Origin of the sequence: Pedobacter sp. GSP4 (assembly GCF_051857575.1) — a bacterium.
In the GTDB taxonomy this organism is placed as follows: domain Bacteria; phylum Bacteroidota; class Bacteroidia; order Sphingobacteriales; family Sphingobacteriaceae; genus Pedobacter.
In genome coordinates this window covers 422,677-437,219 of sequence record NZ_JBPZIR010000004.1, presented here as the reverse complement: position 1 = coordinate 437,219, position 14,543 = coordinate 422,677, and the positions used below count along the sequence as shown (strand labels likewise).

The window sequence follows — 14,543 nt, the reverse complement described above, 5'->3', positions numbered from 1 at the left end:
CATTTTTTAAATAAAAATGTGACTGAGGGGGCGAAGCTGTATCCGGTGCAGAGTAAACAGGCCAGCAACAATCTAAAAAAACCTGATGTGTAGAATAGCAGGCATTATAAATAGTCGAGATTCTTTATCGGAAGTTCATCAGCAAGTAAAGGCGATGTGCGATAGTATGCAGCATGGCGGCCCTGATGATCAAGGCATTTACCTTGCAGATCAAGATCCTGTATGCCTCGGCAACCGCAGGTTAGCGATATTAGATCTTAGCTCGAGCGGTCATCAACCTATGATTAGCCATAAAGAAGACCTGATCATTACCTATAATGGCGAAGTATATAATTACAGGCAATTAAGAACTGAACTCATTAACTTCGGTTATATATTTAAAACACAAACCGATACTGAAGTAATACTTTATGCCTACCAACATTGGGGAGAAAAGGCCTTTGAAAAGCTTGACGGGATTTTTGCCTTCTGTATTTTTGATAAGCGGCAACAATGTATATATCTTGTTCGGGACCAAAATGGCATTAAACCGCTCTATTTCCATTTTGATCGCGAAACCTTAACCTTCTCTTCGGAAGTAAAAGCTTTTAAATATGCAGGCCCCACACAGGAAGATGAAAATTGGCGGATTTATTACCTCGCATTTGGCCATATACCTGAGCCTTATACTACCTTAAAAAATGTTTATAGCCTAGGTAAAGGCTGCTTTCTCAAATATCATATCAGGAATGGATCGCATTCCGTACACTCTTACCATGAGTTTGAGAGCAGCGCGCAGATATATGACGAGCACTACGCCATACAGCTTATCCGCGAGCAGCTTGGCAGCTCCATTAAACAACAGATGGTTTCTGATGTGGCTATCGGTGTGTTATTTAGCGGCGGCCTTGATTCGAGTATTATTACCATATTGGCCAATCAGCATAATGGCAAGCAGCTTTCCAGCATTTCTGCCAATTTTAACGAAATAGATTTTTCTGAACAGAAGCAGCGCAACAGCCTTTTGCAAAAAATAGATATCCAAAAAATTGAACACCTGATTACCTATCGCGATTTTGTGCGGAATTTTGAAAGCGTTTTAGCAGATATGGATCAGCCCACAAACGATGGTATCAATACCTGGTTTGTATGTAAAACCGCTAAAGAACAGGGCATAAAAGTGGTACTATCGGGATTAGGGGCCGACGAGCTTTTTGGTGGCTATCCATCGTTTGACCGGATACACAAAATACAAAACCTGAGCTGGTTAAGTAAAAGCGCGATCAGAAGCATGCGTTTCTCCAACAACACCAAATTTAAGCGTTTATACTACTTAAGTTTAAATTCGCCTATTGGCGAGTATCTTTGCTTAAGGGGGGTATATTCTCCAGATGTTATTGCCGAACTGTTAGACATAGATATGAAAACCGTAATTGATTGTTTGGAAGAAATACCGCTACACCCCAGCATACAAAAAACGAGTAACGAAACCCGTGCGAGCTGGTTTGAATTTAACATGTACATGCAAAATCAGTTGCTTAAAGATACCGATTTTATGAGCATGAGCCACGGCGTTGAAGTTAGGGTCCCTTTCTTGGACCGTAATTTTGTTAACCTGGTACTTTCGATCTCCAATGAAATCAAATTCAGTTACGAACAGAAAAAGAAACTGCTGGTAGAAGCTTACAAAGAAGACTTACCGGTAGAAACCTGGAAGAGATCCAAAATGGGCTTTACTTTCCCTTTCCAAGAATGGATGAGAAAGAACAACGATATTACCGATCCTTCTAGATACAATAACAAAAGGGCTAAATCGCTCATACAGAACTTTACGGCCAATAAGCTCCATTGGAGTTCGGCCTTAGCCTTATACCGGATTTATCATGCCAGTTAAAGTACTTTTTTTAACGCTTAAAACCTTTAGTTTTACTGGAGGGATAGAAAAAGTTTGCAGGAGTTTATGCCGCGTACTATACGATTTAAGTGAAGAAGACCTTATTCAATCTACCGTGTTTTCTATGTATGATAAAAACACAGACCGCGATTCGAGGTATTTGAGCAAACAACAGTTTCATGGTTATGGAGGCAGGAAAGAGCTTTTTGTTGTTCAATCTTTTTTACATGGCCTTAAAGCAGATGTAATTTTACTGAGCCATATCCACTTAATCAACATTGTCTATTTCATCAAAAAAATACATCCCCATAAAAAAATATACCTGTTGGCACATGGCATTGAGATATGGAAAAAATTATCTGATCCAAAGCTAAAAATGTTGAACCAGCTGGATAAGATTATCTGTGTTAGCGAATTTACGGCACAGAAAATCAGGAAAATGCACCGTATCCCGGCAGAGCGGCTACAGGTGTTGAACAATTGCCTCGATCCTTTTTATCACCTTTCTACAGCTTTTGAAAAACCTAAAGTTTTATTGGATAGGTACTGTTTAAATAAAGAAAATTTAATTCTCTTCTCTCTTTCCCGCTTATCCTCTTCTGAAAAATATAAGGGCTACGACCATACGATTGAATTGTTACCCAGTTTACTTAAAATCTATCCAAACCTAGTTTATCTATTAGGTGGCAAGTGGGACGCAGTGGAAAAAAAACGGCTGGATGATTTAATCGAAAAAAACAATCTTCAAAACCACATCCGGATGGTTGGCTTTATTGATGAGACAGAGCTTACGGAACATTTTCTGCTATCTGATCTTTTTATTTTACCTAGCAAAAAGGAAGGCTTCGGCATAGTGTTTATCGAAGCGCTTGCCAGTGGCCTTAGGGTAATTGCTGGCAACAAAGATGGTAGTGTAGATGCCCTGCGCAACGGATCACTGGGTGTACTGGTAGATCCTGATGATCCACAGGGTATTCTAACCAACATTTGCAGTCTTTTAAAGCATAGCCAAACGGAAGCAGAGAAAAAGAACCTACAGGAGAAATGTTTACAGGCTTTTGGATACCACAGTTACCTTAAATCAGTAAGGAATCTGCTTTTAGGTGAGCAACAATACAACCAACTTCAGTATGAACCATAAAGAAGAACAGCGATGGATTATTGAGTCGAAATCATCTTTGTTTGACCTTAAACTAAACGAGGTTTGGGACTATAGGGATCTGCTTGTCTTATTGGTTAGAAGAGATTTTGTTTCTTTTTATAAGCAGACGATCTTAGGACCACTCTGGTTTTTTATTCAACCGTTGTTTACCACTATCATATTTACCTTCGTTTTTGGAAATCTGGCGGGTATCTCTACAGATGGGTTACCAAAGCCTCTTTTTTATATGGCAGGTATAACAGCATGGAACTATTTTGCTGATTGTTTGACCAAAACCTCGTCTGTATTTAAAGATAATGCCTCTATTTTTGGTAAGGTTTACTTTCCTAGGCTGGTTATGCCATTGAGCATAGTAGTAAGTAGTTTGGTGCGCTTTGGTGTACAACTGATCCTGTTTTTTTTATTCATGGGTTACTATGCCATTAACGGAGCCCATTTTGAACCGAATTGGGCCATATTGCTGTTCCCTTTGGTAGTAGTTTTAATGGCGTTATTGGGTTTGGGCTTAGGCATGATCATTTCGGCTATGACCACCAAATACCGCGACCTTTCGTTTCTGATCGGTTTTGGCGTGCAGCTATTGATGTATGCCACCACGGTAATCTACCCCCTCTCCACTGCGATTGAAAAATACCCAAAATACAGTTGGATCATCGAGTTTAACCCTATGACATGCCTAATCGAAACATTTCGATATGGTTTTTTGGGAAATGGCTCTTTTAGCTGGAGCTATCTCGGCTACACTTCGGCGTTAACTTTTATCATCCTTCTTTTCGGGATCGTTATCTTCAACCGGGTGGAAAAGAATTTTGTAGACACGGTTTAGCAGTTAAAATGGATTACGGACAATAATATGTCGAACATTGCAATTAAAGTAGAAAATTTAAGTAAAGCCTATCAACTTGGCCAAATCGGTACAGGTACCATTAGTCGCGATTTAGCGCGGTGGTATGCACGTATACGGGACAGAGAAGATCCCTTTCTACGCATAGGGGAATCGAATAATCAAAATACCAAAAGTGAAAGTGATGTGGTATGGAGTTTAAAAGACATTAACTTCGAAATTGAACAGGGCGATGCAGTTGGCATTATTGGGCGGAACGGTGCAGGTAAGAGCACTTTACTTAAAATTTTAAGCAAGGTTACAGCCCCAACAACCGGAAAAATATCAGGCAAAGGAAGGATTGCAAGTTTATTAGAAGTAGGCACCGGATTTCATCCGGAGCTTAGCGGTCGTGAAAATATTTTTTTAAACGGTGCCATTTTGGGTATGCGTAAAAAAGAAATCCAACGTAAACTCGAAGAAATTGTTGACTTCGCGGGAATTGAACGATATTTAGATACACCAGTAAAACGCTATAGTTCTGGCATGTATGTTAGATTAGCTTTTGCTGTTGCCGCCCATTTAGAAAGTGAAATCTTAATTATTGATGAAGTATTGGCCGTAGGTGACGCAGAATTCCAGAAAAAATGCCTGGGCAAAATGGGTGAAGTAAGTAAGGGAGAAGGACGAACAGTATTGTTTGTTAGCCACAATATGGATGCGGTTTCCGCTCTCTGCCAAAAAGGAATTGTACTGCAAAATGGCAGAAAACAAATCAGCTCGGGTGTAGAAGAAGCCATTAATATTTATCAAGAATTTAACCAATATGAGGTTTTGCTTTGGGAAAACGTCAACGAAAACCATTCGCCAAGATTTGAATCCGTTGCTATTGATATTACCGGAGATCAACCATATTTAACACTTAATATTAATGCATGCCTTTTTTCAGATCAAAAATATGCCCCTGCATTTATTACTTTCGACATTAAGGATGACCGTGGCAAGACCATTATTCAATCGATGCCATCAGCTGCTCCTTTTATACAAATAAACCAAGGCACAGCTAATCTCAACTTAAAAGTTGAACTCACTGGCCTTGTTCCGGGGTTTTACAGTGTAAGTCCTTGGATAGGTCCACAAAATACCGTTACATATAACAGACAAGAAGATATTTTAGTATTTGAAATCGCCCAAAATCCAACCAAAAACCGCGTGTTCCCGTACCACAAAAGCGATGGTTTTATTTCGGCGCCCACTTCTGTCCAGATCAGCTATAGCTAAATCAGTGCAATTGATCATCTCCATCATTATCCCTACATTTAATAGGGGAAACCAATTAACAGCAACATTGGCCAGCTTGGCTAAGCAAGACTGGAATATACCTGCTGAAGTAATTGTTGTAGACAATGGTTCGACCGATGATACAAAAACAGTTGTTGAACGATTTGAGACGCAAATTCCAAACCTGATTTATCGATACGATGCAATGCCTGGTTTACTTACAGGCCGGCACCATGGAGCCGCTGTAGCAAGAGGCGAAATATTGTGTTTTTTAGATGATGATGTAATACTCAATCAGGAATACCTAAAAAATCTTGCCGAAACTTTTTTGAACGACAAGAATCTGCATCTGGCAACTGGTCCTTGCTTACCAAATTACGAAGTTGAACCGCCACAATGGCTTGCTCATTTTTGGCAGCATAGCCATACAGGGCAATATTGTGGTTGGCTAAGCCTGCTCGATTTTGGCCATAGTGAAATAGAGATAGATCCAAACTTTGTTTGGGGGCTTAATTTCTGTATCCGTAAAAAGACCCTTATCGATTTAGGTGGCTTTCATCCAGATTGTATACCCGATCGGCTTCAGCAATATCAAGGCGATGGAGAAACTGGGCTAACCTTAAAGGCCATTGAAAAAGGGTTAAAAGCAAAATACATCCCTGGCCTAATGCTTTACCACTATGTTTCTAAGCAAAGGTTAACTATCGAATATTTTAAAAAAAGAGCCTTTTACCAAGGTGTATGTAATTCTTATACCGATTTAAGAAAGCAACCTTCAAAAACTTCAACAAAACCGACAGGCTTTAAAAACCGCATTCATCCATACTACCGATGGATAAAACGTTTATTTGTTGCCCAGCCTACGAAAAAAAATATTTCTCCAGAAATAGAAGCTCTTATAAATAATTTAGCAACAGCAGAAAAATCAGGCTATCATTTTCATCAGACTCATTTTAGCCGGGAAGCTGAAGTAAGAGATTGGGTATTAAAAAACGATTATTGGAATTATCAATTGCCATCTACATGATGAAATCGCCACAGATAACTTTTTTTATGCTTGTTACCGATAGAGACTGTATCATTGCAGATTTTGCGATCAAAAGTTACAACAAAATTTACCATCGGAACCAAGACTTTGGAGGAGAAGATTTCGTTTTATACATTTATTTGAATAACCTCTCTGAAGAAAATAAAGGCTATTATTTAGAAAAATGGGCAAGTTATCCTTACACAACCTTATACGATAACACAGAAAAGCTGAATAGTTTGGCTGAAAAACCTTATCCCGGACAGATCGTTACTTCTCCAGAGGGTGTTAGCCGGCAGGTTGAAGGTTATAACGAGCTTTATGATGAACTTTGGACCACAGAACTAAAAAAAATAGACACACCATATATTGCCACTGTAGATGCTGATTTTGAAATATTGAATGCAGACTTTTACTTCTATCTTATCAGCGAGTTATCTAAAAACCCATCATTAATTGGAGCTAGCACTTGCTACAGTGCAACAAGCCCACAGCCTATTTATGATAGTTACAGTAACAGAAATATAATATTACAAGAGCGGAATCATACTTGGTTCTGTATTTACAAACGGGAAGCATTTAACCGCTGTAATATTTCTCATTATTATTATGAAGAAATAGACAGCAGTAATCAAATAGTAGCCTACGATTCTGCATCCTATTTTCAGCAACACTTGCGACAAAAGGGCTTCAATTTTATCCACTGCCCTATATCATATTACAACTCATACGTACATTATGGGGCGGCATCGAAGAACAAAACGCTTAATAGAACCAATATAAATTATTACAGAAATGCATTTCTTTTAACTTCCAGGGGCATACTCAGAGGGAAAAACGCCTTATTTTCAAAAGCGATAAACAAGTTGGTCAGAACGATAGCAAAGCCTTTTTTCAAAAACTATCTGAACAGGAAAAAACACGAAAGAAGTACTTACATTACAGCTTAAAAACAGCCCATGTTCGGTATCAAAAAAGTATTAAAAAGATTCAAAAAAGTTAGGGCATTACCTCGTTTAACCCAGTGCAAGAGCTTAAATGATGTAGCTTTTTATCTTGTTAACAAATACAAAATAGATAGCTTCAGCTTTTTAGAGATAGGCGTATTTAAGGGAGATAATGCCATTGCACTAATTAGCTGGCTTAAATCCTTTTTTAGCCTGAACATCAATTATGTAGGTTTTGATCTATTTGATGAAATAACATACTTGGAAGAAAACTATCCTGAAGATTATAAAGCATACAATCTGGCTGATTTTCCTTACTGGGAATTTGAATCGGGTGGGCATACCTTTGCCAAGGTAAATGAGAAACTAAGCCAGGTTATTCCACAACAAACCTATGAGCTTGTTAAAGGTGATACGACCATTACACTTCCTGCTTATATTAAAATAAATTCAAAAAAAATAGACTTGATTTATGTTGATGGCTGTCACGATTACTTAGTTGTAAAAGAAGATTGGAAAAATTGCGAAACCTTCTTCGCGGCCAACCCAAAACTCGTAATTGCTTTTGATGATTTTAGCTATCCTGGTGTAAAAACCGTTTATGAAACAATTATTTCATCTGGTCAATACAATGTGCACGTATTAAACGAAAATCAGTTTATTGTATATATAAAATGAAAATTTAGAAATGATAGACCAAGTATACCACCAATCTAAACTACTAGCTGTCATTGTGAGGGCACAATTTAAAAAAGACGGTATCGAATTTTTTACCCCTGGAGATTTTTCCCAGCAATTAGGTTATATGAATAGGCCTAAAGGATATATTATCGACCCACATGTTCATAATTTGGTAGAACGGAAAGTTACCTTAACGCAAGAGGTACTCTATATCAAATCGGGTAAAGTCCGCGTTGATTTTTATGATGATGAACGCAATTATCTCGAAAGCAGAATAGTGAACACCGGAGACGTAATTTTATTGGCTGCTGGAGGGCATGGTTTTGAAATGCTGGAAAGCTCAGAAATGATCGAAATTAAACAGGGTCCGTATTGTGGCGATGAAGACAAGGTAAGGTTTGACCATAAACCCAATAACATTAATATTACCCCTTAAAATAATGGCACAAAATTTTAAGCTCTACAGTCAGTATTACGATCTTTTATATCAAGATAAAGATTATGCTCTTGAAACCGATTACATAGATCAGCTCATCAAACAATATAAGCCGCAAAGCCAAAATGTAATTGAACTGGGTTCCGGAACCGGAAAGCATGCTAATCTCTTTTTCCAAAAAGGGTATCACATTTACGGAATCGAACGCAGCGCCGAAATGGTTAATATTGCCAATCAAAATAAGCGCGAAAATATTGAATTTCAGGTTGCAGACATCAGCACTTTTGAAGTGGATAAGCAATTCGATATCGCATTGTCATTATTTCATGTAATCAGTTATTTAAATCGTAACCAAGATCTAATTCATACCTTTCAAAATGTGCATAGGCACTTAAATCAGGGCGGTTTATTTATTTTTGATGTTTGGCACAGTGCCGCTGTACACGCTTTAGTTCCTGAAAAACGGACAAAACAGCTTAGCAATGAGAAGATCAGTGTAATTAGAAATGCAAAGCCAAAAATTTATCCAGAGCAGAATGTTGTAGAGGTAAATTACGATATAGAAGTTACTGACTTAGAATCAGGAGCCAAAACCGTCTTTTCCGAAAAACACCCCATGCGCCATTTTAGCAAACCAGAAATAGAACTTCTGGCTTTCGCTACACAGTTCGAAATTTTACATTCGGAAGAATTTTTAACGCAAGCGGCTCCTTCAGGAGATACTTGGGGCGTATGCTACATTTTTAAAAAAATTTAATACATGAATCCAATTCCCGTTAACACTCCCCTACTTAATGGCAACGAGTTAAAATATTTGACTGAATGTATCGAGACCGGATGGATTAGTAGTGAAGGACCATTCATCGCTAAGTTTGAAAAGGAATTTAGCCAGTATATTGGGCCAAAATATGGTGTAGCTGTGAGCAATGGATCTGCTGCATTGGATATTGCTGTAAAGGCTTTAAACATTGGCGTTGGAGATGAAGTAATTATGCCAACTTTTACAATTATTTCACCAGCTCAATCAGTTGTTACTGCCGGTGCAGTACCTGTTTTAGTGGATAGCGATCCCGTTACCTGGAATATGGATGCATTGCAGATTGAAGCTAAAATTACCCCGAGAACAAAAGCCATTTTAGTTGTACACATATATGGGCTTCCGGTTGATATGGACCCCATACTCCAACTGGCTAAAAAATACCAGCTAAAAATTATTGAGGATGCGGCAGAAATGCATGGGCAAACCTACAACGGGAAAAAATGCGGCAGTTTTGGCGATCTGAGTATTTTTAGTTTTTATCCGAATAAACACATTACCACCGGAGAAGGTGGCATGATTATGACCAATGATTTGGCACTGGCTGAAAGATGCAGAAAACTGAGGAATCTTTGCTTTGAACCCAACGGACCTAGATTTGTTCACCACGAACTGGGATGGAACTACAGAATGACCAATTTGCAGGCCGCACTTGGTTTAGCACAATTAGAACAGATTGAGCACTTTTTAACAATAAAAAAAGATATTAGCAACACCTATCAAACCCAGCTTTCTTTTTTAACCGAGTTAGGTTTTCGTCTACCAAAACCAAGCACAGCATTTGCACACAACATTAATTGGGTTTTCGGTATTGTGGCTCCAGGTATTAAAATTAAAGAAAAAATTGTTGAGGGGCTGGCCAAAGAAAAAATTGGTACTAGGCCATTCTTTTGGTGCATGCACCAACAACCTGTTTTTCAGAACATGGGCTTATTTAAAAATGAATCGTACCCTATTGCCGAAGAATTGGCCAATAACGGATTTTATTTACCAAGTGGACTTGGCCTGAAGCAAGAAGAATTAATTAGGGTAACAGAAATATTAAAAGCAATAATTTCATAAACTAGTTTTGCTCTTCAACTCGCTCTCTTTCGTTTTTTTCTTTGTTGCGGTATTTACAATCTATTATTTGCCATTTGTTAAAAAATGGCAAATGCCATTCCTGGTTATTGTAAGTACCTATTTCTATGGAACAGCTTATTGGAAAGCTACCGCAATACTGTTAATTTCTATTTTGTTCAATACCATTATCAGTTATAAAGTAAGTACCGATAAAAAGCAAAATGTAAAGGCCTGGCTTTTTATGGGTATTGCTTTTAATTTAGCTACCCTATTCTTTTTCAAATATATCAAGCTATTTACCTTAACTTTTGTCGATAGTAGCTTACACGCACAACCTTTTTTCCATTTTTTAGTATTAGTCCCACTGCCAATCGGCGTTTCATTCTTCACCTTTGAAGGGATTAGCTTATTGGTCGATTCTTATAAGCAAAAAGAAGTACAAGGCATTATCAAAAACCAAAGCTTTTATAGCCATTTTATACGCTCCAGCTTATTTATTTCTTTTTTTCCACATTTAATAGCCGGCCCTATCTTAAAGGCGGATCAGTTTATTCCCCAAATCGGGATTAAATACTTTAAAAATATCAACTGGGAAAAAGTATTTAAACAACTCATATTGGGGTATTTTCTAAAAATGGTTGTTGCCGACAATTTAAAGGATATTACAGCAGACCTGATTTATCCTTTCGAAATTTATCATCCCATAACTTTAATTACCCTGCTATTTGGTTATTCATTTCAAATCTTTGCCGATTTTGCTGGCTATTCGTTAATAGCCCTAGGTTTGGCCAGCCTACTAGGTTACGATCTCATTAACAATTTTAACTTCCCCTATATCTCGAAAAGTTTTTCCGAATTTTGGACAAGGTGGCATATTTCGCTTTCCAGATGGTTAAAAGAATATTTATATATTCCACTGGGAGGCAATAGAAAAGGTGTACTCAGAACCTATTTTAACTTATTTATTGTTATGTTTTTAGGTGGCCTGTGGCATGGTGCAACGTGGAATTTTGCTTTATGGGGCACAGTTCATGGATTAGCGCTTGCTATAGAAAGGCTCATCAGCAACTATTTTAAACCAAATAATACCACTTGGTATAAGACTTTAAAGGTAATTTTGGTTTTTACGGTTGTATCGTTTGCCTGGCTGTTTTTTAAACTCTTAACCATTCATGAAGTCGTTAATTTTTATAAAGCCTTGGCCCCTGCTTATTGGCATGGTTTTACCCTGAGCAATAGAGAGTGGTACGTTTTATTTTATTGTTTGCCTGTTTTATTTTATTACATTCTTTACTTATTAAGAAACAGGTACACATTAACAATAAATAAGTTAGAGCCATTTTTATACGCCGTATTGTTATTTTTGATCCTATCAAATGCAGGCTTTAGTGGCAACTTTATCTATTTCAGGTTTTAATGCGCTTTATTTTAAAGGTTACTATCTTGTTTATTATCATTGTTCTGGCTTATACCCTATTTTTAAAGGTATATCCAGTTAAAGCCAGTTATTACAGCTATTTACAGGAAAACCAGATCCGCGCTGAAGATTTTCATTTCGGTAGCCAAGCTTATGATGTAATAATAGTCGGCAGTTCAATGTCTGAGGGTTTAACCCTTCCGGGCTTAAATGAACGTAGCACTACTTTAAATTTTATTGGTGGTGGAAGTCTTACCGGCTTAGCTTTGATACAGCAGAAAAAAAAATTACCGAAAGCCATTATACTGGAAACAAATTGGTTAGAACGCCCCCTTGACGAAAACCTGATTAGACCAGCATTAAACCCACTTTACAGCAGTTTGTTAAACTATTTACCTTTTTTACAGGAAAAAAATCATCCAATAAATGTGTTAACAGGGCAAGTATCATCAACAACACATGCAATTAACTTTAACGAGGCCATGCAGTATGTTTCATATAACATGGGCAGGAACATGGAGTTTGAAAACAAATATGTAGATACTTTACAGATTAAAGAATCGGCTAAAAAAATTAAAAAGTATGTTGATTATTTTGAACAACATGGGGTTAAAATCTATATGATGGAATTGCCTGCCCATCCCAAAATGTGGAGTACGAAACGTAATATCGAAACCAAACGTTTTGTTGAGCTGTATTTTAAAAAGGCATCAAGAATTCCTCCTTACCCAAATTTAAATGCACTGCAAACTTACGATGGGAACCACCTGGTAGAAAGCAGCCGAGAAAAATACAGTACCTTTTTGGCCAATTTTTTAATAAAGAATAAAAATGATTGGGATCGTAACCTTTAATCGCGATACTTTTACCAATCCCACTTTGTATGGAATAATTGAAGCACTCGGTAAAAAAGGTGTACAGGTAATGTTGTTCAACAACAATAGAGATAGTAAAATCCCTGCTGAATTTAAGCATGTCTCTTATGCTGATGCGCCCAAAGGCCTAATCTTTCCCAGAAGGCCCAACAAACTCTTGCATTACCTCAGGGTTTTTTGGAACATGTTCTTTGTTATCAAAAAAAACAAAATCAAACATCTAATCGCAGTTGATCCTGCTGGTTTGGTACTCACCGGCCGGATTAGGATGTTCAATAAAAATTTAAATATCCACTACTGCTCTTTTGAAATCTTTTTTCAAAGTGAAATTGCAGCAGATGCAGCCTTGGTTAAATTAAAAAAGGAAGAATCGAAATACAATAAAATAATCTCTTCAATTATCATACAAGACGAGATCAGGAAAGAGCTTTTAATAAAAGAAAACGGAATTAAACACTTTAACAATTGGTTCCTTATTCCCGTATATCCCATCATCAATAAAAATTATCAGGGCAAAAAGTATAAAAAAACCGACTTTGGCCTTCAACAGAGCGATACCGTTTATGTACACACGGGTAGTGTGGCAGAATGGTCGGGCATTAATCAGATTATCGATACTATTGAAAACGGGCTGCCCCCAAATCAATATATACTTATTCACAGCAAAACAAAATTCCCTTCCGAAAACCCAGTTTTCATCAAATTAAATGCGCTTAAAGCCCAAGGGAAAAACGTAATTGTACATGATGATGTTTTTGAAGATTATAACGATTATTTAAGCTTTTTAAGCTGTTTTGATTATGGAATTGTAATGTATGTTCCGGATAATGGTATTTTTACAGGGATGAACATTAAAGAAATAGGTTTATCATCGGGTAAATTCTCCGCTTTTTTATCTCAAAACATGCCTGTTTTATTATCCCCATGCCGCAGTTATCAATCTATATTAGCGGATTACAAAATTGGCGAATTAATTACGCCAGAAAAAAACCTGGCCTTTCATATTTTAAACGGAAGCCTAAAAAAGATTGATGCTGCTAACTGCACTAAGTTTTTCGAGGAGCGCCTAATGGCAAGCCATATTGTTGATCAATTTTTATCTCAACTGTTAAACCATTAGATGGAAAATCTTATTACCGAAAATAATGGTTTGTTAAGCAAATTACCACAAAATAAAAATTTGAAGGCTTGGCCATGGGATCTAGAGGTAGATCCTAAAATTTACAGCATTAAAAAAAACTGGCCAAAAATATCGATTATTACACCAAGCTATAATCAGGGTGTATATTTGGAGCAGACCATCAGATCAATTCTCCTTCAAAACTATCCTAACCTCGAATACATCGTTATAGATGGAGGAAGTACTGATAATAGTAAAGAAATTATTGAAAAATACAGTCAGTTTATCAACTATTGGGTATCAGAAAAAGATAATGGACAGGCAAACGCCATTAACAAGGGTTTGCATTTGGTTAGCGGCGATTTATTTAATTGGATAAATAGCGACGATTTTCTTGAACATGGGGCCTTATTTGAGCTGGGAGTATGCTTTAAGGACACTGATCAGATTATTGCAGGATCGGTAAATAATTTTAAAGAAGATGAGGATAGTAAGAATGTTGACGATAGTTACTATGGCTTGATCAAAAACACGGGACTGAATATAGATAATTATTTTGCACAGAACGGAAGTTTTAACTTTCATCAGCCTGGGGTATGGCTAGGAACAGCACTGATCCAAAACCAAACGATAGATGAAGATTTACATTTTGGATTTGATGCTAAATTCATCTTAACCATACTGGAAAATTATCCAATGGTTAATTATACTGCCGGTACCTTAGTTAATTTTAGGCTACATGAGTTGTCTAAGACTTTAAAAGATCAGGATAAATTTGGAGAAGAAATCTATAAGATTTATCAATACTATATTGAACATGGAAGTTTAAAAATTTCGCGGTTAGCAAAAACTGGCCTCGACCGAATGAGGTGGATGGCCCATATAAATACCATTGCCTCAAGTTTGTATCCAAAACAGCAAAAACTTGGCTTAATACTTAAGGGAATTTGGGAAAAGCCAACAAAAAGACTTAACAGATTTAGTTTAGGGTGTATCAAAAATATTTTAATTTCCTGAAGCAA

Annotated in this window: 14 protein-coding genes; all 14 read left to right on the top strand. The window is 37.2% G+C overall.

Annotated features, from left to right (window positions below; all coding sequences use genetic code 11):
- Positions 1-85 precede the first annotated feature (85 nt).
- The 14 genes from asnB (at position 86) to ACS5PU_RS12675 (ending at position 14,538) form a co-directional block, all read left to right on the top strand.
- On the top strand, positions 86-1,873 hold the full coding sequence (gene asnB, locus ACS5PU_RS12740; protein WP_439459552.1) for an asparagine synthase (glutamine-hydrolyzing): 1,788 nt from the start codon (positions 86-88) through the stop codon (positions 1,871-1,873).
- On the top strand, positions 1,863-3,014 hold the full coding sequence (locus tag ACS5PU_RS12735; RefSeq protein WP_439459551.1) for a glycosyltransferase family 4 protein: 1,152 nt from the start codon (positions 1,863-1,865) through the stop codon (positions 3,012-3,014). Before asnB ends, ACS5PU_RS12735 begins: the two co-directional genes overlap by 11 nt.
- Positions 3,004-3,861: an ABC transporter permease gene (locus tag ACS5PU_RS12730; protein WP_439459550.1), complete on the top strand. Its 858-nt coding sequence runs from the start codon at positions 3,004-3,006 to the stop codon at positions 3,859-3,861. Before ACS5PU_RS12735 ends, ACS5PU_RS12730 begins: the two co-directional genes overlap by 11 nt.
- Positions 3,862-3,888: 27 nt before the next feature.
- A complete protein-coding gene (locus ACS5PU_RS12725) occupies positions 3,889-5,139 on the top strand; it encodes an ABC transporter ATP-binding protein (RefSeq protein ID WP_439459549.1) in 1,251 nt (416 codons plus the stop codon).
- Complete coding sequence (locus tag ACS5PU_RS12720) at positions 5,093-6,166, top strand: glycosyltransferase family 2 protein (protein WP_439459548.1); 1,074 nt, start codon at positions 5,093-5,095, stop codon at positions 6,164-6,166. Before ACS5PU_RS12725 ends, ACS5PU_RS12720 begins: the two co-directional genes overlap by 47 nt.
- On the top strand, positions 6,139-7,116 hold the full coding sequence (locus tag ACS5PU_RS12715) for a hypothetical protein (protein WP_439459547.1): 978 nt from the start codon (positions 6,139-6,141) through the stop codon (positions 7,114-7,116). Before ACS5PU_RS12720 ends, ACS5PU_RS12715 begins: the two co-directional genes overlap by 28 nt.
- Positions 7,117-7,125: 9 nt before the next feature.
- On the top strand, positions 7,126-7,791 hold the full coding sequence (locus tag ACS5PU_RS12710; protein WP_439459546.1) for a class I SAM-dependent methyltransferase: 666 nt from the start codon (positions 7,126-7,128) through the stop codon (positions 7,789-7,791).
- A gap of 10 nt (positions 7,792-7,801) precedes the next feature.
- Positions 7,802-8,230 carry a cupin domain-containing protein gene (locus ACS5PU_RS12705; protein ID WP_439459545.1) on the top strand — a complete coding sequence of 143 codons (429 nt, stop codon included), beginning with the start codon at positions 7,802-7,804 and terminating at the stop codon, positions 8,228-8,230.
- A 4-nt stretch (positions 8,231-8,234) separates the two neighbouring features.
- A complete protein-coding gene (locus tag ACS5PU_RS12700; RefSeq protein ID WP_439459544.1) occupies positions 8,235-8,987 on the top strand; it encodes a class I SAM-dependent DNA methyltransferase in 753 nt (250 codons plus the stop codon).
- Positions 8,988-8,990: 3 nt separating this feature from the next.
- Entirely contained in the window at positions 8,991-10,109 is a 1,119-nt protein-coding gene (locus tag ACS5PU_RS12695; RefSeq protein ID WP_439459543.1) for a DegT/DnrJ/EryC1/StrS family aminotransferase, read from the top strand.
- A gap of 91 nt (positions 10,110-10,200) precedes the next feature.
- A complete protein-coding gene (locus tag ACS5PU_RS12690; RefSeq protein WP_439459542.1) occupies positions 10,201-11,526 on the top strand; it encodes an MBOAT family O-acyltransferase in 1,326 nt (441 codons plus the stop codon).
- Between the two features lie 26 nt (positions 11,527-11,552).
- Positions 11,553-12,380, top strand: a complete 828-nt coding sequence (locus tag ACS5PU_RS12685) for a hypothetical protein (protein WP_439459541.1) — start codon at positions 11,553-11,555, stop codon at positions 12,378-12,380.
- Entirely contained in the window at positions 12,358-13,521 is a 1,164-nt protein-coding gene (locus ACS5PU_RS12680) for a hypothetical protein (protein WP_439459540.1), read from the top strand. The genes ACS5PU_RS12685 and ACS5PU_RS12680 overlap by 23 nt, the downstream gene beginning before the upstream one ends.
- The gene (locus ACS5PU_RS12675) at positions 13,522-14,538 is read left to right on the top strand and encodes a glycosyltransferase family 2 protein (protein WP_439459539.1); all 1,017 of its coding nucleotides are present in this window, start codon (positions 13,522-13,524) and stop codon (positions 14,536-14,538) included. It abuts the gene before it with no gap.
- Positions 14,539-14,543 lie beyond the last annotated feature (5 nt).